Here is a 25,010-nt window from a genome sequence, read left to right as displayed (position 1 = left end):
GGCACGGAGAGAGAAGAGAGAGCACAGTGAAGCACGACCTCGTGGTGTTTGTACCGGGGATCCTCGGCAGTCGGCTGACCAGGGACGGCAAGGACGTCTGGAACCAGTCCAGGCAGGCTCTCTGCCAACTCCGGCGGCCGGCCCGGGCCATGGCGGGTATGGCCCTGCCGCCGGACATCGGCGACGACCGTCCCGACGAGGAGCACCGGCTGGTGGCGGAAGGGCTGCTGAAGTCCCCGGACGCCATGCCCGGGCTGCTCTCCTGTCTGGGGTACCCGGATGTGCGGGCCGCGCTCGGGGATCTGGCCGAGGGCCAGTACGTGCCCTTCGCATACGACTGGCGGCTCTCCAACCGGCTGGCCGCCCAGGATCTGAAGGAGCGCGTCGAGCGTGAGCTCGCCCGGTGGCGCGAGCAGGTCGGCCGGCACTACCCGGACCGCCCGGACGAACCGAAGGTCATTCTGATCTGTCACTCGATGGGGGGTCTGATCGGTCGCTACTACCTGGAGTGCCTGGGCGGCCGGGAGACTGCCCGCACCCTGGTCACGCTGGGCACGCCGCACCGCGGCGCCGCCAAGGCCGTCCGGTTCCTGACCGGCAACGGGGTGGGACCGCTGCCCGGTGACGGCAGACTCCGCCGGGTGGGCCTCGGCGCCACCGGCCGTGTCGTCAACGAAACCCTGCGCGAACTCGCCCTGACCCTGCCCTCCGTGGCCCAGTTGCTGCCCGTGTACGACGCGGTCCGGATTCCGGGCAAGAACCGAAGGCGCTACCTCAACGACACCCGTCACCAGGTGCCCGACCTGCCCACCGCCCTGGTCAAGGACGCTTTCGCCTTCCACGACGAGTTCCGGGACGCCCGCGAGACCAATCGCCGCGGTGACGCCGGCGGCCGACTGCCCTACCGCGTGCACTGCCTCGGGGGAATGGCACACCCGACGGTGCACGGAGTCGAACTGTCGCCCGACGGCCTCCGGTTCACCACGGATCTGGACGTCAGCCGTCCGTGGTCCGGCGACGGGACGGTGCCGCAGGAATCCGCCTTCGCCGGCTGGGCGCTCGACTACAAGGAGGACGGGATCTGGAACGGCTACCGGCATGCCGACATGGCCGGCGGCGGTGCTGTGGGCCACCAGCTCGCGGTCATCAGGGAGGGCCTGCCGGCCGGCGACATGCTCGCGGCCGACGAGGAGTTCGGCCTTGAGGTACCCGAGTGCGCGGCGGCCGGAGAGCCTTTCGAGGTCCGAGCCGTGGGATCCGGGCTCGCGGACCGGAATCTGCGGGCGGTGCTGCGCCGGGACGATGTTCCGTACGGCGATCCTGTCGCCTTCGTCCCCGACGGTGAGGGTTTCCGCGCGGAGCTGGAGGGCGGTCCGGGGACCTGGGTACTGGAAGTGATCTCCGAGCACCCGCGCACAGTGTGCCGGGAGGTGGTCACGCTCATGTCGGCGTGAGGCTCGTCCTGGCCGGGTGAACGGGTCGGCCTCCCGCACGACACACGACGCCGTGACCTGGAAGGGACACAGCGACGTGCGAGGGACATCTGCCATCCGGAGCCGGTCGGTCACTCTCATGCCCCGGCAGAGGGTGGGTACTGATCACGCCGCAGCGCGTCCAACACCACGCGCACCGCCGCGCGAGGTGGTGTGCCGCGACCGCTGCGGCGGATCGCCGCCGTAATCGTACGCGTCACAGGAGTCGCGAGTTCCCTCGTCGCGACGCGATACCGGCGGTCGACCGCCAGGCCGGGCAGCAGCGCGATCGACAGCCCGGCCTCGACATGCTGCAAGGTCATCATGTAGTTGCTGAACCGGCACACCACCCGTGGCTCGAAACCCGCTTGACGGCACAGTCGAAGCGCGAGATTCGCCATGTACGACTGAGGCATGTCGAACGCCCAGGGCTCGTCCGCGTAGGCCGCGATGTCCACGGTGCCGCGCCCGGCCGCGGGATGCCCGGGTGGTGTGACCAGCAGGATCGGGTCGGTGGCGAGCGGCACGAGGTCGAGGTCCGGTCCCAGGGGCAGCTCGTCGAAGTGTGTGGTCGTGATGATGAGGTCGACGTCACCACCACGCAGCGCGGGCATACTCTCGTGCGGCTCCAGCTGCAGCAGCTCGACGGTGAGACGCGGATACTCGCGCGCCAGACGGGTCACCGCCGGCACGGCCATGGTGTGGATCGCGCTCTGGAACGCCCCCATCCTCACCAGCCCGGCCGGTTCTTCGCCGAGCCCGCGCAGCTCCGCCTCGACGGCGTCCATGTGATCGAGTATCGCCCGCGCCCGTCGCGCGAGGATCAGCCCGGCGGAGGTCAGTCGTACCCGGCGTCCCGATCGTTCCAGGAGCTGGGTGCGCGTCTCGGCCTCCAGCAGGGCGAGCTGCTGGGAGACGTTCGACGGGCTCAGGTTGGCGGCTTTCGCGACCGCCCGAACCGTGCCCAGCGTGTCCAGCCGACTCAGGAGCCGAAGCCTCCACGGGTTCATCACCCCGCCATTGTTGTGCGGTTCCACCGAACAGGAAAGCCGGAATCGTGAGATGGACGTGTCGCTCGGCGCGACCTACCGTCAGACGCATGGCTGCTTCGACCGCACCGCCGTCCGCCGAATCCTTCTGGTCCGATGCCGAGAGGCACCTCGTGCGCTACGGCGGCGAGTTCACCCGCGAGATCATCGACCGCGCCGCCGGGAGTTTCCTGTTCACCGCGGACGGCCGGAAGATCCTCGACTTCACCTCCGGCCAGATGAGCGCGCTCCTCGGCCACTCGCACCCGGCGATCGTCGCGACCGTCCAGCGACAGGTCGCGACCCTTGATCACCTCTACAGCGGCATGCTCAGCCGTCCGGTGGTCGACCTCGCCCGGCGGCTGGCCGACACACTGCCGGCACCGCTGGAGAAGGCGCTGCTGCTGACCACCGGCGCCGAATCGAATGAAGCCGCGATCCGGATGGCCAAGCTTGTCACCGGCAAACACGAGATCGTCTCGTTCGCGCGGTCCTGGCACGGCATGACACAGGCCGCCGCGTCCGCCACCTACAGCACGGGGCGCAAGGGCTACGGCCCGGCCGCGCCCGGCAACTTCGCCATCCCCGTGCCGAACGCGTACCGTCCCGACTTCACCGCGGCCGACGGCTCGCTGGACTGGAACCGTCAGCTCGACTTCGCCTTCGACCTGATCGACGCCCAGTCGACCGGCAGCCTGGCCGCGTGCCTCGTCGAGCCGATTCTGAGCTCGGGCGGCATCATCGAGCCGCCGGTCGGGTACTTCGCGGCCCTGCGGGAGAAGTGCCGGGAACGCGGCATGCTGTTGATCCTGGACGAGGCCCAGACGGGCCTCTGCCGCACCGGGACCTGGTACGCGTTCGAGCGCGATGGTGTCGTCCCCGACATTCTCACGCTGTCCAAGACGCTCGGCGCCGGACTCCCCCTCGCGGCCGTGCTCACCAGCGACGAGATCGAGCAGGAGGCCCACAAACGCGGGTTTCTGTTCTTCACCACGCATGTCGCCGATCCGCTGGTGGCCGCGGTCGGGAACACCGTCCTCGATGTCCTGATCACCGACAAGCTCGACGAGCGCGCGCGGTCCCTGGGCGCGTTCCTCCGTGCCGGCCTGACGGACATCGCCGGGCGCCACGCGGTCGTCGGCGACATCCGCGGCCGGGGCATGCTGGCCGGGCTCGAACTCGTCGTCGACCGCGAGACGAAGCAGACGTCGGACGAGCTGGGCACCCGGGTCACCCGACGCTGCCTCGAACTCGGCCTGCACACGAACATCGTCCAGCTCCCCGGCATGGGCGGGGTCCTGCGGATCGCGCCGCCGCTGACCGCCACCGAGGACGAGCTTGAGCTCGGCTTGACGATTCTGGACGAGGCGATCGGCGACGCCTGCGCCGGACTTTGAGGACGCCGGCTACGACGTGGTGGTCGCTGCGCCCCCCTCACGACGCCCGGTTCGGTCCTGGCCGTCCTCCCGGTCGGTCACAACGTCTGACCGCGTCCTCCGTCACCATGACCACCGGGCGGCGAACAGGACGTCGATATCCTGCGCGGATGAAGCGTACGGATCGAGCCGCAGCGGCGGTCGTCGGCTCAGCGGTGGGCGATGCGCTGGGAGCGCCTTTCGAGTTCGGCCCCCAGGGTGCCTTCTCCGCGCGGTTTCCAGCCGCGGGGGTCGGTGGCGAGATGTGCGGCGGAGGTGGCTGGGAACCGGGCGAAGCCACGGACGACACACAGATGGCCGTTCTTGTGGCGGAGTCGCTACTGCAACGGGGCGGACTGGACTTGCCGGACATCTTCGTCCGTTTCCAACGGTGGGCAGCGTCCGATCCCAAAGACATCGGCCTGCAGACCGAGGATGTTCTGACCAACGGCATGCCCTGGGATCTGGCCGCCGCGATCCATTTCCAGGTCAACCGGCGAGCGGCCGGCAACGGCTCCTTGATGAGAGCTTCGACATCCGCGGTCCACTTCGCACGCGCCGGGCAGTCGGCCACGATGGATGCCGCCCGGCGCATTGCCGCCCTTACCCACGGCGACCGCGCCGCTTGGGAAGGCATCGCCATATTTCACGAGCTCATTCGGCGCACCCTGGCGGGCGCTGACCCCCTCTCCGCCCTTCCTGACATCCTGGACCTCATCCATCCCGACCACCGTCAGCGCTATGCCACAGTCCTCGCTCCTGACTGGCACCCCGACCAGGCAACCGAGTTCAACGGAGCGGTCTGGCCCTGCCTGGGGTCGGCGGTCTGGGCCCTGCGCGACACAACCAGCTTCGAGGAAGCGATCCGCGCGGCGATTGACATCGGTGGTGACACGGACACCGTCGCCGCGGTCACCGGAGGTCTCGCGGGCGCCCACTACGGACTCGACGCGATACCCGGCCGCTGGACCGAGCCGTTGCATGTCCCTCTGCCGGGGTTCGACGGACGAGTGCTGCGCCTGGACGATCTGATCAATCTTTCGCGGCGTCTCGTGGCTGATCCGGATTGACGAAGGACATGTTCCGGGAGACCTTCGCGGTCGGTCGGTCGTGGGCGGGCAGCCTACGTCCGCGGCACGACATCGCCGACGGTGGAGAGCCGGCCGGCAGACGACTCGCCCGCGGGGACGCGTGTCCGCGGGCGAGTACCGCTGTACCGAGGCCGTCGGCTCTGGGCTCAGGCGGCCGGGGAGAGGGCGGTGATCTTGCGGGTCTTCAGATCGGACTGGACCTTGATCTTCGTGACCTCCGGGTTCGCGCCGTCGCTCCAGGTCAGCGTGACCAGTGAGGTGGCGTGCCCGGCTCCTGAGCCGGTGTAGGTGACCTGCCACTTCACGGGGACGTTCTGGGCGAAGAGGATCCCGTCGGCGTGCTCCTTCGCCTCGTACGCGGCGACCGCCTTCCGCGCCGCGGCGCTCAGATAGAACGCGCGCAGCGCCTGGGCGTTGGCGCCCGCCGCCGGGTCCTCGTTGTCGTATACGGAGTCGATGTAGGAGCCGTAGAAGTCGGCCACGCGGCCGGTGACGTCGCGTGGGTCACCCTGGGAAGCCGCGGGAGCGGCCTGCACACCGTGCGAGGTGCCCACGGCGACCTTGGTGGGAGTGGTGGTGGAGCCGGCCAGTGCCGGTGTGATCACTGTCAGAGAAAGAGCGGCGGCGACAGCCGTGGAGGCGATGAGCGTGGTGCGGATGCCCGTGCGCATACGAATGAACCTTCCCCGTGGTTCGGCTCCGCGATATCGGCTTTCGCGGGCCTTGGCCATCCCTAAGACCGTGCGGGAGAGGATGAGGTTCCCGAAATTCCGCGGTATTTGCCGCGTGCGTCCGTGCGGGTCAACAGACCTGATGGTTGTAGGACGTTGAGGAAAATGGCGGCAAATTCTGTGCCGCCATAGATCATCTCATTCGACCGGTCACCGATAACGGATATGAGGCGCGTGATATCCGTGCGAGCACGGTGACGGATGGCTTTTTATTCGTCATACCGCCGTCGGCGCGTCGCCGTGGACGGCGAGGTCGGCCACCGTGTCGGCCGCGTCGCCCCTCCCCCGGCCCCGCATGGACCCCCACCCCACCCCGCCGAGTTACATATGCCGGTGGACGACATATAGTGTCCGCATGAGTCCCCCTTCCGGCGGCGGTCAACACCGTTCCGCCTGCCCGGACATGGGCGTGTGACTGAGACGGAGTACGTATGGCCAGCAGGAAGAACCTCGTCGCCAACCGGGCGTCCCTCACTCACAAGATCCGGTACGCGGCGAGCCGGCCGCATCGCATCGCCCCGTATCTGAAGCGGGCCGCCCGTGATCGATGGCTAGCCTTCAGGCACCCCGACCACGTGAGCTACTACCGCGCCGTGATGGCCTCGGACACCCGGCGCAACCCCGAGGCGGCCGTGGGCAGTCAGACGCACGAGCGGTGGCTCGCGCTGGGTCGGATGCAGTTCGACTTCCTGCTCCGGCACGGGCTCGCGCCGCAGGCCCGCATGCTCGACATCGGCTGTGGCAACCTGCGTGCGGGCTGGCGCTTCATCGACTACCTGGAGACGGGCCACTATTACGGCATCGACATCTCGCCCGACATCCTGATCGCCGCGAAGGAGACGCTGACCGCGCGGGGGCTCCAGGCCAAGGTTCCGCATCTGACCCTCACCAAGAACCTGACGCTGGACTTCCTGCCCGACGGCCACTTCGATGTCGTCCACGCGCACAGTGTGTTCTCGCACTCGCCGATCGAGGTCATCGACGAGTGTCTCGCGCATGTGGGCCGGGTCCTGGCCCCCAGCGGCCACTTCGACTTCACCTTCGACCGCACCACCGGTACCGAACACCAGGTGTTGCGCGAGGACTTCTACTACCGCACCGAGACTCTTATCGATCTGGCCGCCCGGCACGGGCTGGTGGCACGGTTCATGGGGGACTGGGAGGAGCTCGGCCACGGCCAGTCCAAGATCCGGGTCACCGCCGACTGACCCCCGGAGCTCCGACGGGCACCTGGCCGAACGGGGCTTCTGCTGTCTGTGCGTACGTACGTACGTACGTCTACGGACGTTGGAACACGTCGCTGGGTGTAGGTCCGGCGCCGAACGCTACGGCGTGGCTGGGTCGACCGGCATGTGGCAACGATTCCGTCTCGGCCAGCTGCGCCCGTACGCGCTTGTTCCGGGTGTCACACGCCGAGCAGTCGCTTCCCGCTCATGGGCCGCACAGCCGCGTCCCCGGATGGCTGGTGGCGGCTCTCGCCACGGCCATGGGAAGCGGGCTCGCGGCATGGCTCACCCATCGCTAGTGCACGGGCGGTGGGTCCTGTCAGCGGGCTAAACACCATCATCCGCTGTGCTGTTGGAACATCTTTCGCTAGTTCGAGTGAATCAAGCGTCGCAGCCGTTTATGGCCAGTCGAGCCGGAAACCTACCCGTGAGTGGTGGCTGTCACTGACCGCGAGACCGGCTTAGTCGTACGCATGACTAAGTGATGGGCCGGCTCCAGGTCGACAGAGATCACATACGCCAATTCCATCGAGAAAGACAGATATATGACTGCGTTCGACGAGGCATTCGAGCACACGGTGTCACTGGAAGGTGGTTATTCGAATCATGCCGCCGACAGGGGCGGCGCCACCAACTATGGCATCACCGAGGCCGTGGCCCGGGAGAACGGATATACGGGTCAGATGTCGGAACTTTCACTGGAGAAAGCCAAAGAAATCTATCAGCTTCGCTACTGGAAGCCGCTTCGCCTGGACGACATCGCCGCGACCTCGAAGCCGATCGCGCTGAAACTGTTCGACATCGGCGTCAACATGGGCACCGGATCGGCGGCGAAGTTCGCGCAGCGCGCGCTCAATGTGTTCAATCGGCAACAAGCCGATTATCCGGACATGACTGTGGACGGCGCGATCGGCCCGAAAACAGTCACAGCGTTCGCCACTTTCATGGAGAAGCGTAAGCAGCAAGGCGGAGTGGCGTTCCTTAAAGCGCTCACCAGCCTCCAGGGGGCGCGATACATCGAGTTGGCCGAGAATCGGGAGCAGAACGAGGCATTTGTCTTTGGCTGGCTGGTGAACCGAGCATGACGGGATCGCCGTTGAGATAACCAATGAGGTCTTGTTCGATCGGTCGGTGTGACTGGCCCATCGGGCAAGGCCTAGTCCGGCTGGTCGGGAACGGATGCTCGGCCGCCCCTCGTACGCCCCGTACGCGAACGCCCCTGATAGAGGAGTCACATTGGATAAGCAGGAACTCATCAATGCCATTTCGGAGTCAACCGAAGTCTCTCGGGCAACCATTGGCAAGGTTCTCGATGCAACACTGCACACCATCAAGGATGCTGTCGTGTCGGGCGATTCTGTGCAATTGATTGGATTCGGTTCGTTCACCGCGGGGGAGCGTGCGGCGCGCACTGGAAGGAACCCGAAGACTGGTGAACCGTTGGAGATCGCAGCGAGCAGGACTGCGAAGTTCGTGGCGGGTAAGACGTTCAAGGACGCGCTAAACGCGTAGTAGTGCCCACCCCGGGACTTGAACCCGGAACTCTGCGGCCGGTATCCCGTTGCCGGGCCGGTACCGCGCACCTCTACCGATTGGGTAGATGGGCATGTTCGTTGTCCTCGCCGGCCCGGGCCGGTCCGGACACGATGGGGACCACACGGGCTCGCGACCCCGTTCGGCGACTCGTGGCCGAGCTGTTTACTTGCGAGCGGTGTGGTCCCCGCGCTCTGCCTCACGACCCCAGGTGCGGCGGGGGTCGACGGCGTACATCCGCGCGCCGTTCCTGCCGTGATGTGACGCATGCCACATGTAGTTCCCGTCAGTAATCGGGGCGCTGTTCCGCTCAAGTCACGGAGAGCCAAGCGAACCGACAGGAGCAGCACATGAAGCACCGCATCGTCGTCCTCGGCGCCGGCTATGCCGGGGCCTACGTGGCCGGAACCCTGGCCCGTCGGCTGTCCCCGGCGGACACCGAGATCACCGTGGTCAACGCTGAGCCGGACTTCGTCCAGCGGCTGCGGTTGCACCAGCTCGCGGCCGGCCAGGAGATCAAGGCTCCACAGCTCGCTGACGTCTTTGTGGGCACGGGGATACGGCTGCGCCTGGCCTGTGTCACCGCCGTTGACCCCGAGCGCCAGGTCGTCGCCGTGGCCGACGCTGAGGGCGGCGGCGAACTCGGCTACGACACGCTCCTCTACGCACTCGGCAGCCACGCCGCCGGCCGCGGCGTCCCCGGCGTGGCCGAGCACGCCTTCGACGTCAGCAGTCGTCCGGCGGCGCTGCGCCTGCGCGCGCGCCTGGACAGCCTGAGCAGGCGGGACGAGGACGGGAGCGTGCTGGTCGTCGGCGACGGGTTGACCGGCATCGAGACCGCCACCGAGATCGCCGAATCCCGGCCCGGCCTGTCCGTGGCGCTGGTCGCCCGCGGCGAGTTGGGCGCCCCGCTCTCCGCCGGAGCCCGCAGCCACCTGCGCCGGGCCTGCGACCGGCTGGGCATCACCGTCCTGGAGCAGATCAGCGTCGAAGCCGTCGAAGCAACGCGGGTGCTGTGCGCCGACGGCACCGCCCTGGCGTCCGACGCGACCGTGTGGACGGCAGGGTTCGCGGTCAGCCCCATCGCCGCCACCAGCGGGCTGGAGGTCACCGAGAACGGTCGGATCGTCGTCGATCGCACCATGCGGTCGGTCTCGCGCCCGAACGTCTACGCCGTCGGCGACAGTGCCTACGCCATCGGCGACAACGGCCGGCCGCTGCCGATGTCCTGCGCTTCGGCCGGCTACACCGGCATGCAGGCCGCGTCCGCGATCGTGGGGCGCCTGACCGGCCGCAAGATCCCGAACACCAAGCTGGAGTACCTGGGCAACCACATCAGCCTCGGGCGGCGGGATGGGATCCTGCAGATGGTCGACGGAGAAGCGCAGGCAAAGCCGAAGTATGTGGGCGGCCGGAAGGCCGCGCGGATCAAGGCGGGCATCCTCAAAATGTCGCTGTGGACCACCTCGCACCCGACCTTCGGCCTGCCCAAGCTCAAGCGCCACCTGACCGCCGTACCGGATGCGGCAGCCGAGAGGACGGTCGCGTAGCCGCCTGACGAGGGAGGTCCGCATGGACAGCACCGCCACCGATCGCTTCGACACCAGTCGGTTCGAGGCCAGCCGGAACCGGCTGGCCTCGCTGGCGTACCGGCTGCTGGGCTCCGCCGCCGATGCCGAAGACGCCGTGCAGGACGCGTTCCTGCACTGGCAGGCCGCCGACCGGCGACTGATCAAGGTGCCGGAAGCATGGCTGACCAAAGTCGTCACCAACCTGTGCCTCGACCGGCTCCGCTCGGCACAGACCCGCCGCGAACGCACCGTCGGCGCCTGGCTGCCCGAACCGCTCCTGGACGGCGACCCGATGCTCGGCCCGGCCGACACTTTCGAGCAGCGCGAATCGGTCTCCCTGGCCGTGCTGACTCTCATGGAACGCCTGTCACCCCTTGAGCGGGCCGTCTACCTCCTGCGCGAAGCGTTCTCCCACAGCCACGCCGAGATCGCCGAGATCCTCGACATCACCGAATCCGCAAGCCAGCAGCACCTCCACCGGGCCCGGCACCGCATCACCACCGCGCGCCCCAACGGCGGCGAAGTCGACCCGGCATCCGCCCGCAGGATCGTCGAGGAATTCCTCGCCGCCGCCTCCTCGGGCCACACCGAACGCCTGGTGGCGCTGCTCACCGACGACGCGACCGCGATCGCCGACTCCAACGGCGCCGGCGCGGCCAAGACGCTGCTGCGGTACGACACTCCGCAGCGCATCGCCGCCATCGCACGGGCCGGTTTCAAACCCACACCCGCGAAACGGCGACTTGCCGGCGGCACACCCGCCATCCACTACGCACTCGTCAACGGCGCCCCCGCCATCCTCTTCGTGATCGGCGACCAGATCATCGGCACCGTGACGTTCGACATCACAGGCGGCAAGATCGCAACCGTGCGCGGCATCGCCGCCCCCACCCGCCTCGTCCGCCTCACCGAAGCCTGGCGGCAGCACGGACCGGACACCCCGCTCGTCACCCAGTGGTGACCCGACACAGGCTCAACCCGCCACATCGAGGCCGCAGGAGGAGTCATTTCTCACCTACAAAATCGGCACAGGTGTTGAACAGTTGATGTCCGAAGACGAGGTGCGGCAGGACTTGGCCTTTGTGTTGCGGACGTTGTGTGACAGACGCTACGAGTACTCACGCACGTTCTCCGCGCGATCGATGATCCACCGACGGTCCCGCTCGTCCATCGAGTCGAGACGTTCGTAGTCGAAGATCACTCGGGCTTTGCCGCGAGGATCGGTACGACCGCTTCCGCGCCCTTGCGGCTGAACCTGTCGCGCGCGTACCCCCACAGGGCCGGAACCTCACCGTCGAGGACTGCGCCCATAGCGCGGACAACCTTGGACTTACGCAGCAACAGGTCAGCTTCGGTGGTCTTCTTCATGGTCTGTCGGGAGACCAGAGGTTTCCTGCGTGCCGTGACCTGAGCGCCTGTCGCCATGGGATACCCCCTGTGACCAGCGGAAACGGCCCGCCGCCCGAGCAAGTCCCAGAGTGTTGGACCTACTGGGGTCCCCGCCCCGCCACAGCCGTACGGCGAGGGCCGCGCCCGCGATCACCACGAGGGCCGGGAGGATGGCGTCCTGGTCCAGGACGCCCGCGAAGAATCCGGTGGCCACGAAAGGCACCGCCGCGAGCGCGAGTTGACCGGCGGTGCGGATCCCGGACAGCGCCGGACGGCCCGCCAGGGCCAGGGCCGCCGCCACGGGAACGGCATAGCGCCAGTACGGGACAAGCCCGGACCCCGTCGAATCGATCAAGGCGAAGAGTACGACGATCAGCGGTGTCCATATCGCGAGAGCGACGACACCCGAAGTGCTGTGGATCCTGCGGGGTGGGCGCAGGTCCGGCGGGCAGGCCAGTGGGACGGCCGCGAAGACCACCGGCAGCAGCAGAAAGCCGATGAACTCCCACGGCACCGGCAGGGGGGCGGACGACCGTACGACGGTGAGGAAGCAGACAGCCGTGCCGGCCATGCCCAGCAGGGCCCAGAGGGCGCCGGCGAAGCGTCCGCTCATGGCCACGACCGCGCCGATGAGGCTCAGCAGATAGCAGCCGCTCGTGGCGTAGCTGAGCGGTACGAGGAACTCGGGGTCACCGCTGACGCGCCAGTCGGAGATCGTCGAGACGAGGTTGAAGGCCGCGTACGAGGCCGTGGCGGCCAGCGCGAAGGGCGCCACGGCCGCGAAGAGACGTCCGCCCCGCCGCGCGGAGCCCAGCCCCAGACGGAGACGGAGCGCGTGCGCCGTGATGTCGCAGGCTTCCCTGAAACGGGCGACCGGACCGGCTCCTTGGGTCGCCTCGCGGTACGCCTCGGCTATCTCGTCGCCGAAGTCACGGCGGAATCTCGCCGGGTACAGACGCAGGAGAAAGGGGCTCACGCGGTCGCCGACTCCCCCAGGACGCCCAGACGACGGACCGCTTCGCGCGCCGTGGCGGCGATCCGCTGCGCCTCGGCGGCGAGACTCCGCCGGCCGAGGGGGGTGAGCGTGTACGTACGACGCAGGCGGCTGTCCACGATCTCTTCCTCATGCACTTCGATCAGCCCTTGCCCCAGGAGCCGTTCCAGTGCGCCGTACAGCGTTCCGGTCCGCAGCTTGACCCGTCCGCCGGAGATCTTCTCCACCTCGCGGGCGATCGCGTAGCCATGGCGGGGCTCGTCCGCGAGCGCGGTCAGAAGGAGGAGGGTGGGTTCCTGCATCGCACGATCACTCATGTCAGCATCGTAAGTCACCTGTCGGCTGTCGGCATATGTCGGCCGCGAGATGGAGTCCGGGCTTGTGTCGTGGCCGAACCCGCCGCCGTCTCCAGGTGTCGGCGTGGCGCACGCGCGGCTGTCCGGAGACGGGAATGTCCGGATGTCCGGCTGGACAACACCGTTCAGTCATACGCGGATCCGGGATCCTCCGGACACCATGACCGCACCCCTGTTGAGGGCTACGGTGCCACCGACGAGCACGGCCGCGCATGCACCGCGGCGGTGGTCGTCGACCAGGAGCAGAACGAGGGCCCCTCCTGACCGCGCGGCAGCGCCCCCGGGAGAGGACCCCGGACCCTCACTCGGCCTTCCTGAACACCTCCGACATCCCGTCTCCCGTGTCATGGGCCAGCAGCCCCGTCGCGTCGGGCGCGATCAGGCCGACGCGGGCGGCCAGTTCCCTGCCGTGTACGTCGACGGCCGCCTCGATGAGGCCTGCGAGCGCGTCCAGCCCTGCCCGGGCGCGGGAACGGGCCACGCTCGCGCAGGCGACGGCGACCAGCGCGGCCGGCCACCACCAGCAGGCGAGGAGTGCGTAGCCCACGCCCCAGGCGGTGAGGCGGGCCGCGGCGCTGAAGGAGTCGCGGGCCGACTGGATCTGGCGGCCGGCGGGTTCGGGGAGGATCAGCCACAGTCGCGGCCACAGGGCGGCGAGGTCCACACCGTAGGCGGCCTCGACGCGGTCCGCCGTCGCCTGCATACGGTCGCCGTACCAGGTGGGGCGGGCCGGCGCGCGCAGCGCGATGCGGTCGCGAGCCTCGGTGAGGGCCTGGATCCGCGCCCAGGTGCTCCTCGGGATCGTCACCGTGCCGTTCGCTGCGACGCCGGTCGGACCGGCGTGCGCGACGGCGTCCGCCACCTTCGCGTCCCTTTCGCTCCACTGTCGCTCCCGCCGTGCGGTGAGGGCACGCGAGAGCGGGTCCCGGCCGAACCGCAGCCAGTACCGCTCGATCGCACCGCCGAGGAACTGCGCGGCGAGCGAGGCCGCGGCGGCGGTGAGCAGCACGAACGCCACCAGGATCGCGGCGGTACCGGTTCGGTCCAGGGCGGGGCGGGCGGCGAGGTCGTCCAGAGTGCCGCGCAGCCGTTCGACATCGTGCCAGTGGCGGTGCCCCAGGGTGGCGCCGACCGCTGCGACGGCGAGGAAGAGAGCGCCGGGCAGCACCAGCAGATTCAGCCAGCGCTCGGTGAGTTTGCCGCCCAGGGTGGCGAGGAGTGGGTTCATGAGGTCGGGAGGCCGGAGGCGGTCACTGTCCGGGGTCCAGCCGGCCCTTGCGCATGCGGGTGCCGTTGACCGCGCAGTGGGGGGCGGGCAGCAGGTCGCGGGCCCGTTCGAGCCGCGTGCAGCGGGCCGGTCCCGGGCACACCGCCACCTTGATGTGGGGTGTGACGCCGGGAGTGGTGGCACCTCGGGAGTCGTTGAGCAGCCCGCCCGCGACCCCGGTCAGGCGCAACGCGTGGTCCAGGTCGTCGTAGCAGGCCGCCAGCGCGGCGGCGTCCTCGCCCGACCGCAGCAGGTCCCGCGCGCGCTCGGCGGGCTCCTGGACCCCGGGCTGCCGCATGTCGTGCGACGAGCCGAGCAGGGAGCACAACGCCGCGGCTCGGTGGGCGAGTTCGGGGTGATCAGGCGATACGGTCATGCTCCAAGTGTGCCGGAGAGCGGGCACCGCCGAAGGTGAGTCGCCGCGCTACCGGAGTCGACCACAGGGGGAGCGACAAGGTGAGGGACGACCGGGACGGGCTGGTACAGGCGATCGGCGCGCGCCTCGCGCGGGCCGGGACCGCGGACGGGGGTGTGCACGGGGACGTGGTGTTCGGCCCGGAGGCCGACGCCGAACTCCGGGCACTGCTCCGGATCGCCGACACCAGGACCGACCTGGAGGCCCGGCAGGTGGCGGGCTGGCTCTGCATCGCTCGCGCGGCGGCCTCGCCCGGCACGCGTGGCGGTGTCCACGGAGCCATGGCCGGGACGCTGCTCTTCCCTGTGTGGATGGCCGATCCCGGTCTTGTGCCGGCAGAGTTGGCGGCCGGCTATGCGTCGACCGACCCCGCGGTCCGCCCCGATCCGGCGAACGCCGACGGTCCCGCCGAGTGGTCGGCCAACTGTGCCGCGGCCGTGATCGCGGCCGAGGGCCGAGCGCACCATCCGCCGCGCGACGCTCCCGAAGACGAACTCCGGCTGTACGAGCTGGCCGTACAGCTCGGGGCCGCGCTGCCCACGCGTGAGCTACTGCTCGGAACGGCGGTGGGGATGGGCAGCCTCGCCGTCCTCACGACGCCGGAGTACGACCCCATGTACGCGACCCGGGTCGCCGATCTGAGCCACGCGCTGTCCCTCGCCGGGCAGCACGGGCAGATGACCGACGACGGGCCGATGACGGACGACCGGCTATCGGCCGACGAGGGTCCTGACGCGGCGCTCCGTCTCACGCACCGCGCCCTCAAACGCATTCCCGCCGACTCCCCCGACCGGCTGCTCACCCTCGGCAACCTGGGCATCCAGTTCCTGGATCGATACCGGCGGTCGTACGATCCGGACGACCTGTACGAAGCGGTCGGCATCGGGCGCGACGTACTGGCCCAACTGCCCGCGCACAGCCCGCATCTCGCCCAACACCTCACCGCGCTCGGCGGCGCGCTGCTGCAACTGCGGCTGCGGGAGGGCGGCACGCCGGCGGAGTGCGACGAGGTGGTGGAGCTGTTCCGCCGGGCGGCTCCCGACCATCCTCAGGGGCCGACGGTGGCAGGTCTCAATCTGGGGCTCGGGCTCGTCCTTCGCTACCAGCGCACCGGTCGGCCGCATGATCTGCACGAGGCGGTCGGCGTACTGACCGGGGCGCTGGGCGCATCCCGGGACCCGGAGCAGCGCACCGGCGTCCGCGCTTCCCTGGGCAACGCGCTGCGCGCCCGCTACGCGCTGACCGGTGATCCGGCCGATCTGGACGCGGCGATCACAGAGTCGTCCGCGGTGGTCGCCGCTTCCGGGGAGCCGACGTCCCGCACCGCGACGCGGCTGATCGCGCCCGCGATGGCCCTGCACGCCCGCCATGCCCTCGATCCGGAAGGGAACAGTGCGGATCTGGCCGAGGCCCTGCGACTGCTGCGGCGGGCCGGGACGCTTCTGCCGCCGGGCCATCCGGAGCGGCCCGTGACGCTCGGCGATCTCGGGCTGGTGCTCAGCACCAGCTACCAACGCACCGGAAACCCGGAGGAGTTGAACGAGGCCGTCCAGGCTCTTCGGGAGGCGGTGGCGCTCACCGTCGAAGGGCACGAGATTCTCGGCGTGCGGCTGCTCAATCTCGGCATGGCCCTGGGCCTGCGCCACCAGCTCACCGAGGACGGCGAGGATCTGCGAGAGGCCCGGGAGTGCCGGCGCCGGGCCATGGAACTGCCCGGTCTCGGCCGCACGCACCGGGCGGCGCTGCTCGGCTCGACGGCCATCAGCCGGATGACCGGATTCGAGCGTGCCGTCGACCCGGTCGCCCAACTCGACGAGGCGATCGCCCTCTTCCGGGAGGCGCTCACCCTCACCCCGGCGGACGACCGCCTGTTGCCGCGTCGGCGCCACAATCTGGCCGTGGCCCTGATGTCCCGCTTCCTGACGGCGCAACGGCTCGTTGACGCGCGGGAGGCGCGCGAGCTGGCCGACACGGTGATCGCCACGCTGCCCGCGGACTCGCCCGAACTGCCCGGAGCCCTGATGGTGGCCGCGGGCGCCCGGCTGTCGGGCTTCGGCGCCGTGTTGTCGTCGGCGATCCGGAACGAGGCGATCGCACTGCTGCGCCGGGCGGTCGAGGTCACCCCGCCCGGCCACGCGAAGCGCACCCAGCGTCTGCTGACTCTCGGCACCGTCCTGCGGAACCGGGGGCCGCGCCGCCGGCGCCGTCGATCCGATCTGGTCGAGGCGGCCGACGTGTTCCGGGAAGCCGCCCTGGAGCGGCAGTGCGCCCCCTCCCTGCGCCTGGACGCCGCACGGGCCTGGGGCGCCGTCCGGGCAGAGCTCGGTGACTGGGCGGGCGCTCTGGACGGCTACGCGATGGCGGTCGACCTGCTGCACTCCGTCGCACCCCGCCATCTCGTCCGCGACGACCAGGAGTTCCTGCTGAGTAGGACCGTGGGGCTGGGTGCCGAGGCGGCGGCCTGCGCGGTGCGCCGCGGCAGGCCCGGGCTCGCGGTCGGGCTCCTCGAACAGGCCAGGGGCGTACTGCTCACCCACGCCTTCGACGCCGACAGCGATCTGACCCGGCTCCGGGAGACGGCCCCGGAGCTCGCCGACCGCTTCGAAGAGCTCCGGGACGCCCTGGACACGGCTACCGACAGCCAGGATCAGGGGTTCGTCGAAGAAGGGCCCGAAGGGCCCCGGGGCGACGAGCGCGGCCTCGGCGCCCGCGCCGATCTGCGGCAGCGACTGGCCGCCGAGTGGCGGGAGTTGACCGCGCGGATCCGTGCCGAGCACCCGGAACTCGGACTGCTGCGGCCGGTACGGGAGTGGGACGAGCGGGAACTGCGCGCGGCGGCGACGGCGGGCCCGGTGGTGCTGGTCAACGTCTCCTCGTACGGCGGCGACGCACTGGTCGTCACCGAGCACGCCATCGACGCCGTACCGCTCCCCGGACTGGACCCACGGACAACGGCGGCCCGCCGGCAGGCCCTCCAGGACGCGCTGTTACGTATCGAGACGCCCGGAACCTCACGCGCCGAGTCCCTGCGCGCGCAGCGAGTCGTCCGCGACACGCTCTCCTGGCTGTGGCGGGCGGCCACCGGACCGGTCCTCGACCATCTGGGCATCCCGGCCGCCCCCGCCGGACCGCTGACCCGTGTGTGGTGGTCGCCGGGCGGCGTCCTCGGGACCCTGCCGCTGCATGCCGCGACCCCCCAGGACGGCGCGCCCGGTGCGTTGGGCCGGGTCGTCTCCTCGTACACGCCGACTCTGCGGGCGCTGCACCACGCCAGGCAGCGCGCCGCCCGTCCGGCGGGCACCGGCGCGCTCGTCGTCGCCGTCGGCGAGGCCGCCGGTCTCGCACCGCTGCCCGCCGCGCGCCGTGAGGCCGAACGCCTCGCCCGGCTGCTGCCCGGCTCCGAGGTGCTGACGGGCGCGTCCGCCACCCACTCGGCGGTGGTCTCCGCCCTGCCCCGGCACGCGTACGCGCACTTCGCCTGCCACGCCCTGGGGGATCTGGAGCGCCCGTCCGGCAGCCGGCTCGTCCTGCACGATCACACCGAACGTCCACTGACCGTCCGCGACCTCGCCCGGCTGCGGCTGCCCTCGGTCCGGCTCGCCTATCTCTCCGCCTGCGACACCCTGCGGACCAGCCCCGAACTCGCCGATGAGTCCGTCCACATTGTCAGCGCCCTCCAGATCGCCGGCTTCCCCCATGTCGTCGGCTCGCTCTGGCATGTCGACGACACGATCGGAGCCGGTGTCGCCCAGAGCGTGTACGAGGCCCTGAGCACGGGCGGCGGCGCGCTGGACATCGGCCGGACAGCCGAGGCCCTGCATTCCACCGTGTGCGCGCTGCGTGACACATATCCCCAGACCCCCAGCTTGTGGGCCTGCCAGGTGCACGCGGGTCCCTAGGGGCTCGAAACGAGCACCAGGCCCGATGGGCGGCCTTGCTGTACGTAGGACATCGCCACCGGTCGAGTCACAAGGGCACCGGCTCGACCTTGACCGGCTGAGCCTTGGCGGCGGTCAGTCATTGACCACTCGCTGGATCCTCGCCACCCTCAGGGGGAATTCAGACCATGTGGACAGGGTTTCAGTCGGCCGGCCCCTTGCCCTGATGCGCGCGAGGCCGGTGGTCAGACCGGCGACGACGTCGAGCCGTGAGGGCCGGCCGCCTTGGTTGATGCATCGTCGCGGTGGTGGGCGGGGTCAGTACCGAGTACTTCGTCAGCGCTACGGGGTTCTGTGCGCGGCTGCTGGTTGAGCTGGTGACGCGCGACGGAGGATCGCCGGTACACCTCCTTGCGAGCCCGCATGATGTTGCCCAGGGGCGCGTGCTCGGCGGTGACCCGCCAGGGCGTGAACGACAGCGCGTCCATCTTCTCCAGGTTCTCTGGCTCGGAGATGTCCTGCTGCGGCAGCCGAAGCCTCGCCACGGTGACGGACGGCGAGAGCTGCTCGGGCCACTCCACGGTGGTGTCCTCCACCGGCATCCGCTCCAGGTCGGTGCAGAGTTGAACCTGGATGTCGAAGGCGTAGGGCCGCTCCCGCAACTCGGCCTCCAGGGCAGGTCGGAAGACCTCCGCCGCCGAGGTCGGGTCGATGTCGCGCCGGACCACCGCGGCGGCGAAGGAAGGGTCGGGGGTGATGCGCACCTTGGCGATGTAGTCCCCGTGCCGGACCGCGCCCATCGTCCAGTAGCTCGACAGCAGTAGGTTTGCCGGAGGGGTCTTTGCCAGGTGCAGGAAGGCCAGGAACTCGTCCCACGCCCAGTTGTCCTGGTCGAGGGTTCCCTTGCCGGTCACGAACTCGGTGAAGAAACGATGTGCGCCGGGTCGGCCCTGGGAGAAGTAGGCCGGCGCGTTCAGGAACAGTTCCTGGATGAAGAGGTAGTGCTCGACCGTGTTGCAGAAGAAGATCGGTCCGTTGATGTTGGCGTAGTCGAATGTGCCTGTGTCCGGTTCGTCTTCCAGCAGGGTCGGTCCGGGGATGTCGAAGATCTTCAGCGCCAGTCCGGTGGCGGCGCCCAGTCGCGCGTCGGCTCCGGCGTGCGGCGAGCCGTTGGAGAAGCGGATGAGCGCATCGTGGGTTCCTGGGGTCGCGTAGATTCCCTGGGCGTACTCGGGAGGGAGCCCGTCCAGGATCTCCACTTCCCCTCGGACCAGCCCGTAGCCCTTTGCATGGGCGTCCCGAAGGGCCCGTCCGGTGCCGCCGGCCCCGACCGACTCGGCAATGTAGCTCTCGGTCTTTTCGATCACCGTCTGCACATTGCGGTCAAAGTGCGGGTCGTCGTCTTCGACGTCAGGCGTGTAGCGGACGAACTGTGCTGTCATGACTGCGACCTCTCCTCGAAGACCGTGACCGGACCTCAGCGGCTTGGAACGGCCCTCAGCCCTCCAGTTCGGCGAGCCAGCGCAAAGCACGCAGCCCTGGCACGTAGCAGTACTCACCGCCCCGGGTGACCACAAAGCTGGGCAGGTTCCGCAGACGACGCCGGACCGGCTTCTCCGGGATGGTGACGCTGCCGGTTCCGCCGTGATGCCCGGCCACCGGGTCTTTCTCGCCGGGGTAGCCGATGAAGTTGCCGTCGTTGACCCACTCGGCCTTGATGAACTCGAATTGCCGTTCGAGATGGGCCCCGAGGAAGACTCCGACCAGGCCCCGGTCGGCACCGTCGTCCTCCAGCACGCCCTCGGGCAGCGCCGGCCCGTAGGTGGTGCCGCGGCGGATAAGGCGGTGCATTCGCGCATCGCCGATGATGGTGGAATCACGGGGGTTGGTGCGCCGGATGTGCGCACCGGCGGGGCACCGGAAGCCACGATCGTCGTTCTCCCGGTACAGGAAGTTGTTGATGCGGTGCGGATCGGCCGCCAGTTCCGGGTCGTCGTGCTCCGGCGTCAGCGTCAGCGGCGCGCCGCTGGGCCAGCGTCCGACCATCTTTGCCGCCAGGAGCGCCTCCTCCTCGGCGTTGGAGGTGTTCGTGCGCAGGTACCGGCGCCAGGCCGCCACGTCGGTGTGGACCTTGCGAACGGCCGCGTAGGTGCCGTTGCGCCCCAGCACGTCGGGGGTGGGCATGGGCGGCAGGCTGCCGGTTTCGTCGGGGTAGCCGAGGATGAACTCGCCGGCCTTGATGGGGGCTTCCTGCGGGTTGGAGCCGGGCAGTCCGACGCCCTCGATGTTCGGATGGCTGATGCCGTCGCGGAATCCGAAGGTGGTGCGCCCGGTCGGGAGCTGGTGGACCTCCTGCTGCCAGATCACCTGGACTCCGGGCGTGTCCTCGTAGGCGGCACGGGCCCGCTCCAGCTCCTTGTCCAGCTGCGTCGCATCGGAGGAGAGGGCGCTCAAGGCGATGTGGATGTCGCCCGTTCCGAACGGCGCCTCCCAGTGGGCCGGTGCGCTCTCGCCCACGTCGCCGATCAGCTCCGCCCGAGCGGCCATGCCCTCACGAAACGCCCGCGGAAAGCTGTCAAGCGACTCCTGGGGCACCCCCAGGGCCCGCAGCCCCTGGTAAGTGAGCGTCACCGCCACCCAGGCATCCTGGCTCCGGTCCGCGCTGGGCAGACCACCCGCGGTCACCGGGAGCAGCCGCCGCAGCAGGTCGCGCCCTGCGTGGCGGTCGTCGACGCGCAGGAAGACGAACTCTCCCTGGTAGGGCACGGGCCTCGGACGCAGGGCCCCGCTCTGGACGTCGTCGATCTCGACGCGCACACCGGCCGCGCTGCCGTACGCCGTGTTCATGGTCGCTTGTGCCTCCACATTCGGTCTTTGCCTGGGCAGCCGTGCAATGGCCGACTCGCACCGGACTGGCGGTCCACCGATAGTGGGTCGGCTCTGGGGGCTGGCTGTGTCCGGGTTCTAGGGCGTGTTGCGAAAGTAGCGCCGTCCGCCCGCAGGGCGGGGCCTGCGGCGTCCGGTGCGTGCGATCGCAAGGCGGAGGGTCTCCCCAGTACTGGACGTACTGGGGTGATCCGACAACGCAGCGAGCGTGCGTGCCGGGCGTCGCCGGGCAGGCGGGACTTTCGCAACACGCCCTAGGCCGAGGCTTCCTCCAGCAGCTTCTGGAAGGCCGGCGTGGCCACCAAATCCGCGTTGGCCGGGTTCTCCAGAGCCGCCCGGAACTCGGGGGTGTCCAGCACCTCCTCGAACGCTTCCTCCACGCGCTGGTCCTTGTAGATCTGCTGAACGGTCAGGTCGGGATAGGCGCTGACGAAGACCCCCGCGGGCGCCTGGTGGGCGACGAACCAGTCCTTCGCCCCCGGATCTTTGACACCGGGGAACCCTTCGCTGTGCGAGAAGACCTTGTCGAAACGGTCCCCGACCACGGTCTGGGCGAAGTCGTCGATGTAGGTGTCCCAGGAGCCGTCGAAGACGCTTGCGAACATGAAGCGGGTGTCATTGTCGAAGATCACGTGCCGTGCGTCATGCAGGGTGCCAATCTGGCGCACCGCCGCATGGACCTTCTCGTCGTCCGCCGCGTCGGCGAGCATGGCGAGATCCTTACACAGCGCGTCGGCCTCGCCCGGCTTGATCTTGGTAAAGACGGTGAACTCGCTGCAGACCCCGTCCGACCTGCCGGGGCGTTCTGGGTGAGCTGACTGGGCTGCACCTGACGTCGCAGTCATCGTGAGATTCTCCTGCCACGGATCGGTGCGAGGGTCGCCAAGCACCCGGACAAGAGGCGCCATCGCCCTCACCTCTCCATCCTCACTTCGGAGGTGTTGCCTCGCATCTCGGCACCTGCGTGCCCACCTGCGTGTGCTCACCCGGGGTGGATTCCCGGGAACCTCCGGCTGTGCGGAGGCCATCCTGATCCCTTCACACTCCCCCACCAGGGACGATTACGCTCCGTGCAGTGTCTCCGTCACTGTGCCGAGAGGAGGCTCCCGAGGACAGATCCGGCCAGGCGCAGGAAGATGGAACTGGGACGTGCCGAGTACATCGCCGTCACCCTTCTCGGGCAGCCACTTCCGCACGGCCGAGAACACGAGAAGACAGCGCCGAGAAGACGAGAAGACAGCGGCGCAGCCGATCACAGAACAACCCGTTGCGAGGCCCGGGAGATCGGGGCACCCGCCTCCGACAAGCCCTGCTCCACTGGATCGCCACCTTGACCCCCCACACGGAGGCAACCATGGGCGCAGTTCTCGGCGACGTGCTGGGTTTCGCGGCCGCCGTCGCCATCAGCCCGCTCCCGATCATCGCCATCATCCTCATCCTCGCCACGCCTCAAGGACGCCTCAACGGCCCCCTCTTCACCGTCGGCTGGATCCTGGGACTCTCGGCACTGGGCGCGGTAATGCTGGTGATCGCCTCCCCAGCGGGCGCCTCCTCCCACAATCACCCGGCCACCTGGGTGGGCGCCCTCAAGCTCGCCCTGGGCCTGTTCCTCGTCCTCTTCGGCGCCCGGCAATGGCACCGGCGCCCCGAAGACCCCTCGCAAGCTCAGCTGCCGAAGTGGATGGGCGCGATAGACCGCCTCACACCGCTCAAGGTCTTCGCACTCGGAGTGGCCCTGGCCGCGCTCAACGCCAAGAACGCCCCGCTGACCATCGCCGCGGGCGCCACGATCGGCTCAGCCGGAATACCGGTCGGGCAGCAGATCGCATCACTGGCCATCTTCGTCCTCATAGCCACCCTCGGCCTGCTGGCCCCACTGGGAGTCTTCCTCCTCGGGGGAGAGCGAGCCAAAACCACATTCGGCAACTGGAAAGAATGGGCTGCGCGGCACAACGTCGCTGTCATGGGGATCCTGTTCTTCGTTCTCGGGTTGAAACTGCTTGGAGACGGCATAGGCATCCTCGCCTCCTGACAGGTTCACCCACGCCTGACGATGTGGTCCGAAACCGAAACCTCGGTAATGCGGTTCTCTGGCTGATACGGAGATGTCCTCGCGGCCACAGCACTCGGGACTTTGAAGACACGCCCTAGGGCGTGTCTTCAAAGTCCCGTCCTCGGGCCACGACCTCGGCGAAACGACGGGTGAATCCCTCCCAGGCCGCGGCGGACGCCGGTTCGTCGGCCACCGCACGCTCATAGAGTCCGTCCGGGTCGAAGCCCCGCGACCGCAGCCATTCCCGGTCCCAGCGACGGATATCCGCCGCCACGGCCTCGGGGTGGAACTGCACGCCCCAGGCACGCTCCCCCAGGCGGAATCCCTGATACCGGCACCGCTCACTGTCCGCCAGCCAGACCGCCCCCGGCGGGAGTTCGGTCACGGCGTCCACATGGCGCTCCATGGCGGGCACCACAGGGGACAGTCCTCCGAAGAGAGGATCCTCGCATGCCTCGGCGCGCAGCCGGATCGGCGTGCTCCCGCACTCCGGCTCGCCGGACCGGCCACGCACCGTACCGCCCGCGACATGAGCCAGCAGCTGACCGCCCAGACAGATGCCCAGCACCGGATTGCCGTGCTCCAGCGCCTGTCCGGCAAGACGGCGGACCGCGGGAAGCCAGGGCGCACGCGCGTCGTCGTCCGGGAGGAATCCGCCGCCGAGCACGATCAGCGCCCGGCGTCCGAGCGTTTCGGGCAGCGGCTCGCCGGTGTACGCGCGGACCGTCTCCAGGCCCATTCCTGCCTCCCGCAGCCAGCGGCCGACACGGCCGGGACCGCCGGTCGGCGTGTTCTGCACCACGAGCACGCTGTGCCCCGTCATGCCGCGCGCCTGACCGGCTCACCGGACCAGAAATGGGTGGAGTCCCGCGGCACGCCGCGCTGTTCGGCCCCGTCGTCGTCGCGGTACTCCCACTCGAACGGCACGCCGCGCGCGATCGCCGGATCGGGGCCGTCCATCAGCTGGAAGTGCAGATGAGGTTCGGACGAGTTCCCGGAGTTCCCGCACTCGGCGAGCTGCTGCCCCGCCGTGACGCGGTCGCCCACCGCCACGAGGAGGGAGTCGCGCCGCAGATGGGCGAGGACCGCGTACACGTCGTCGCCGAGGTCCAGTACGAGGTAATTGCCCAACAGGTGGCGCGGCCATCCCAGGTCGCGCAGGAAGCTCTCCAGACCGAGCAGGGCGAGGCCGGGAAGCGACATCCGGCTCAGATGGTCCCGCTGCCGGCTCGCGGCGGCGACGACCACTCCGTCGGCCGGGGCGAGGAGGGGCCTCCCGAAGGAGGGATACGACCGCGGACGCCGGCCGACCGGCCAGACCCAGTTGAAGGGCGGGGTGTGCGGTGCGTCCCCGGCGTCCTGCGGCGGCTCGTACTTCAGGTCGATGGCGTAGGTCTGGGCGTGGCTGTGCGTATGGCTGGGGATCTTGGTCGCGGGGCCGTTGAGCGCTGTCCAGCGCCCGGTGACGGGCAGCTGGACCAGCACGGGCCGCCGGTCGCCGGCCGGGCGCTGGGTCCGTACCAGGGCCCAGCGCAGGAGCAGGGCGACCGCGATCAGCGCGACACCCACGTACCACAGCGGCCCGATCCCCCGGACGTTCACCACAATGCACAGCGTCCCGGCACCGAACAGCAGACCATGGCGCTTCCACAGCGTCACCGGCAGACACATCCCTCGTACATTCCCAGAAGGTACATTCCCCGAA

Annotated in this window: 22 protein-coding genes and 1 tRNA gene; 10 read left to right on the top strand and 13 right to left on the bottom strand. The window is 69.4% G+C overall.

Annotated elements, in window-relative coordinates:
• Positions 1-26 precede the first annotated feature (26 nt).
• A complete protein-coding gene (locus AB0M67_RS07345) occupies positions 27-1,454 on the top strand; it encodes a hypothetical protein (protein ID WP_365743573.1) in 1,428 nt (475 codons plus the stop codon).
• A gap of 116 nt (positions 1,455-1,570) precedes the next feature.
• Here the strand turns inward: AB0M67_RS07345 and AB0M67_RS07340 are convergent, their stop codons facing one another.
• Complete coding sequence (locus AB0M67_RS07340; RefSeq protein ID WP_365743730.1) at positions 1,571-2,482, bottom strand: LysR substrate-binding domain-containing protein; 912 nt, start codon at positions 2,480-2,482, stop codon at positions 1,571-1,573.
• Between the two features lie 89 nt (positions 2,483-2,571).
• Between AB0M67_RS07340 and AB0M67_RS07335 the strand changes: the two genes are divergently transcribed.
• Complete coding sequence (locus AB0M67_RS07335) at positions 2,572-3,897, top strand: aspartate aminotransferase family protein (RefSeq protein WP_365743571.1); 1,326 nt, start codon at positions 2,572-2,574, stop codon at positions 3,895-3,897.
• A gap of 149 nt (positions 3,898-4,046) precedes the next feature.
• On the top strand, positions 4,047-4,985 hold the full coding sequence (locus AB0M67_RS07330; RefSeq protein ID WP_365743569.1) for an ADP-ribosylglycohydrolase family protein: 939 nt from the start codon (positions 4,047-4,049) through the stop codon (positions 4,983-4,985).
• Between the two features lie 167 nt (positions 4,986-5,152).
• On the opposite strand, the gene AB0M67_RS07325 is transcribed toward AB0M67_RS07330, so the two are convergent.
• Positions 5,153-5,677, bottom strand: a complete 525-nt coding sequence (locus AB0M67_RS07325; protein ID WP_365743567.1) for a hypothetical protein — start codon at positions 5,675-5,677, stop codon at positions 5,153-5,155.
• Between the two features lie 491 nt (positions 5,678-6,168).
• On the opposite strand from AB0M67_RS07325, the gene AB0M67_RS07320 reads away from it, so the two are divergent.
• The 3 genes from AB0M67_RS07320 to AB0M67_RS07310 all read left to right on the top strand — a co-directional run bounded on the left by AB0M67_RS07320 (position 6,169) and on the right by AB0M67_RS07310 (position 8,475).
• Positions 6,169-6,945 (top strand): class I SAM-dependent methyltransferase, encoded by a 777-nt coding sequence (locus AB0M67_RS07320; RefSeq protein WP_365743565.1) that lies wholly within the window; start codon positions 6,169-6,171, stop codon positions 6,943-6,945.
• A 563-nt stretch (positions 6,946-7,508) separates the two neighbouring features.
• On the top strand, positions 7,509-8,048 hold the full coding sequence (locus AB0M67_RS07315; RefSeq protein WP_365743563.1) for a glycosyl hydrolase 108 family protein: 540 nt from the start codon (positions 7,509-7,511) through the stop codon (positions 8,046-8,048).
• Between the two features lie 94 nt (positions 8,049-8,142).
• A complete protein-coding gene (locus AB0M67_RS07310; RefSeq protein ID WP_365743561.1) occupies positions 8,143-8,475 on the top strand; it encodes an HU family DNA-binding protein in 333 nt (110 codons plus the stop codon).
• Positions 8,476-8,478: 3 nt separating this feature from the next.
• On the opposite strand, the gene AB0M67_RS07305 is transcribed toward AB0M67_RS07310, so the two are convergent.
• Positions 8,479-8,569, bottom strand: a tRNA-OTHER gene (locus AB0M67_RS07305).
• 277 nt (positions 8,570-8,846) lie between these two features.
• Between AB0M67_RS07305 and AB0M67_RS07300 the strand changes: the two genes are divergently transcribed.
• Together AB0M67_RS07300 and AB0M67_RS07295 are read left to right on the top strand one after the other, a co-directional pair.
• Entirely contained in the window at positions 8,847-10,046 is a 1,200-nt protein-coding gene (locus AB0M67_RS07300; protein WP_365743559.1) for an FAD-dependent oxidoreductase, read from the top strand.
• A gap of 22 nt (positions 10,047-10,068) precedes the next feature.
• Positions 10,069-11,028: a sigma-70 family RNA polymerase sigma factor gene (locus tag AB0M67_RS07295; protein ID WP_365743557.1), complete on the top strand. Its 960-nt coding sequence runs from the start codon at positions 10,069-10,071 to the stop codon at positions 11,026-11,028.
• Positions 11,029-11,264: 236 nt separating this feature from the next.
• On the opposite strand, the gene AB0M67_RS07290 is transcribed toward AB0M67_RS07295, so the two are convergent.
• The 5 genes from AB0M67_RS07290 to AB0M67_RS07270 all read right to left on the bottom strand — a co-directional run bounded on the left by AB0M67_RS07290 (position 11,265) and on the right by AB0M67_RS07270 (position 14,449).
• Positions 11,265-11,435: a hypothetical protein gene (locus AB0M67_RS07290; RefSeq protein ID WP_365743555.1), complete on the bottom strand. Its 171-nt coding sequence runs from the start codon at positions 11,433-11,435 to the stop codon at positions 11,265-11,267.
• Complete coding sequence (locus AB0M67_RS07285) at positions 11,413-12,432, bottom strand: hypothetical protein (protein ID WP_365743553.1); 1,020 nt, start codon at positions 12,430-12,432, stop codon at positions 11,413-11,415. The genes AB0M67_RS07290 and AB0M67_RS07285 overlap by 23 nt, the downstream gene beginning before the upstream one ends.
• Positions 12,429-12,767 (bottom strand): PadR family transcriptional regulator, encoded by a 339-nt coding sequence (locus AB0M67_RS07280; RefSeq protein WP_365743551.1) that lies wholly within the window; start codon positions 12,765-12,767, stop codon positions 12,429-12,431. Before AB0M67_RS07280 ends, AB0M67_RS07285 begins: the two co-directional genes overlap by 4 nt.
• 340 nt (positions 12,768-13,107) lie before the next feature.
• The gene (locus tag AB0M67_RS07275; RefSeq protein WP_365743549.1) at positions 13,108-14,034 is read right to left on the bottom strand and encodes a hypothetical protein; all 927 of its coding nucleotides are present in this window, start codon (positions 14,032-14,034) and stop codon (positions 13,108-13,110) included.
• A 22-nt stretch (positions 14,035-14,056) separates the two neighbouring features.
• Complete coding sequence (locus AB0M67_RS07270; protein ID WP_365743547.1) at positions 14,057-14,449, bottom strand: hypothetical protein; 393 nt, start codon at positions 14,447-14,449, stop codon at positions 14,057-14,059.
• A gap of 80 nt (positions 14,450-14,529) precedes the next feature.
• On the opposite strand from AB0M67_RS07270, the gene AB0M67_RS07265 reads away from it, so the two are divergent.
• The gene (locus AB0M67_RS07265; RefSeq protein WP_365743545.1) at positions 14,530-18,387 is read left to right on the top strand and encodes a CHAT domain-containing protein; all 3,858 of its coding nucleotides are present in this window, start codon (positions 14,530-14,532) and stop codon (positions 18,385-18,387) included.
• Positions 18,388-18,611: 224 nt separating this feature from the next.
• On the opposite strand, the gene AB0M67_RS07260 is transcribed toward AB0M67_RS07265, so the two are convergent.
• From AB0M67_RS07260 to AB0M67_RS07250, 3 genes are all read right to left on the bottom strand, one after another.
• Complete coding sequence (locus AB0M67_RS07260) at positions 18,612-19,808, bottom strand: catalase family protein (protein ID WP_365743543.1); 1,197 nt, start codon at positions 19,806-19,808, stop codon at positions 18,612-18,614.
• 55 nt (positions 19,809-19,863) lie between these two features.
• The gene (locus AB0M67_RS07255; RefSeq protein ID WP_365743541.1) at positions 19,864-21,213 is read right to left on the bottom strand and encodes a Dyp-type peroxidase; all 1,350 of its coding nucleotides are present in this window, start codon (positions 21,211-21,213) and stop codon (positions 19,864-19,866) included.
• Between the two features lie 293 nt (positions 21,214-21,506).
• A complete protein-coding gene (locus AB0M67_RS07250; RefSeq protein WP_365743539.1) occupies positions 21,507-22,160 on the bottom strand; it encodes a hypothetical protein in 654 nt (217 codons plus the stop codon).
• 446 nt (positions 22,161-22,606) lie between these two features.
• Here AB0M67_RS07250 and AB0M67_RS07245 point away from each other — a divergent pair, with 446 nt between their 5' ends.
• Positions 22,607-23,284, top strand: a complete 678-nt coding sequence (locus tag AB0M67_RS07245; protein ID WP_365743537.1) for a GAP family protein — start codon at positions 22,607-22,609, stop codon at positions 23,282-23,284.
• A 115-nt stretch (positions 23,285-23,399) separates the two neighbouring features.
• On the opposite strand, the gene AB0M67_RS07240 is transcribed toward AB0M67_RS07245, so the two are convergent.
• Both AB0M67_RS07240 and AB0M67_RS07235 read right to left on the bottom strand, forming a co-directional pair.
• Positions 23,400-24,128, bottom strand: a complete 729-nt coding sequence (locus AB0M67_RS07240) for a type 1 glutamine amidotransferase (RefSeq protein ID WP_365743535.1) — start codon at positions 24,126-24,128, stop codon at positions 23,400-23,402.
• Positions 24,125-24,970: a M23 family metallopeptidase gene (locus tag AB0M67_RS07235; RefSeq protein WP_365743728.1), complete on the bottom strand. Its 846-nt coding sequence runs from the start codon at positions 24,968-24,970 to the stop codon at positions 24,125-24,127. Before AB0M67_RS07235 ends, AB0M67_RS07240 begins: the two co-directional genes overlap by 4 nt.
• Between the last annotated feature and the right edge of the window lie 40 nt (positions 24,971-25,010).

Origin of the sequence: Streptomyces sp. NPDC051662 (assembly GCF_040681655.1) — a bacterium.
Lineage (GTDB): Bacteria > Actinomycetota > Actinomycetes > Streptomycetales > Streptomycetaceae > Streptomyces.
Note: the sequence above shows the minus strand (reverse complement) of the source record. Positions and strands in the feature narration are given on the sequence as shown.